Source organism: Stenotrophomonas chelatiphaga (assembly GCF_001431535.1).
In the GTDB taxonomy this organism is placed as follows: domain Bacteria; phylum Pseudomonadota; class Gammaproteobacteria; order Xanthomonadales; family Xanthomonadaceae; genus Stenotrophomonas; species Stenotrophomonas chelatiphaga.
In genome coordinates, this window is the sequence record NZ_LDJK01000091.1 from 1 (window position 1) to 998 (window position 998).

Here is a 998-nt window from a genome sequence, read left to right on the forward strand (position 1 = left end):
CTTCAGCACCACCCCAAGACGAATTCGAGATAAGCAGCCATGGCCAAGGGTAAGTTCGAGCGCACCAAGCCGCACGTCAACGTCGGCACCATCGGTCACGTCGACCACGGCAAGACCACGCTGACCGCCGCACTGACCAAGATCGGTGCCGAGCGCTTCGGTGGCGAGTTCAAGGATTACTCCGCGATCGACGCCGCGCCGGAAGAAAAGGCACGTGGCATCACGATCTCGACCGCACACGTCGAATACGAATCCACCGTCCGTCACTACGCCCACGTCGATTGCCCGGGCCATGCTGACTACGTCAAGAACATGATCACCGGTGCTGCGCAGATGGACGGCGCGATCCTGGTCTGTTCCGCTGCTGACGGCCCGATGCCGCAGACCCGCGAGCACATCCTGCTGTCGCGCCAGGTCGGCGTGCCGTACATCGTCGTGTTCCTGAACAAGGCCGACATGGTCGACGACGCAGAGCTGCTTGAGCTGGTCGAAATGGAAGTGCGCGAGCTGCTGAGCAAGTACGACTTCCCGGGCGACGACACCCCGATCATCGCCGGTTCGGCCCGTCTGGCGCTGGAAGGCGACCAGAGCGACATCGGCGTGCCGGCCGTGATCAAGCTGGTCGAAGCGCTGGACAGCTGGATTCCGCTGCCGGAGCGTGACGTCGACAAGCCGTTCCTGATGCCGGTGGAAGACGTGTTCTCGATCTCGGGCCGCGGCACCGTGGTGACCGGTCGTATCGAGCGCGGCGTGATCAAGGTCGGCGAAGAAATCGAAATCGTCGGTATCCGTGACACCGTCAAGACCACCGTCACCGGTGTGGAAATGTTCCGCAAGCTGCTCGACCAGGGTCAGGCAGGCGACAACGCCGGTCTGCTGCTGCGCGGCACCAAGCGTGACGACGTGCAGCGCGGTCAGGTCCTGTGCAAGCCGGGTTCGATCAAGCCGCACACCGAGTTCGAACTGTCTCTGATAAAGTTCTGGCCTGCCGACGACAC

General features: G+C 62.9%; 1 protein-coding gene. It reads left to right on the plus strand.

Going from position 1 to position 998, the window contains the following annotated elements:
• Positions 1-39 precede the first annotated feature (39 nt).
• Positions 40-998, plus strand: a 959-nt coding sequence (gene tuf, locus ABB28_RS16245) for an elongation factor Tu (RefSeq protein WP_057687410.1), incomplete at its 3' end; no start/stop codon positions are given.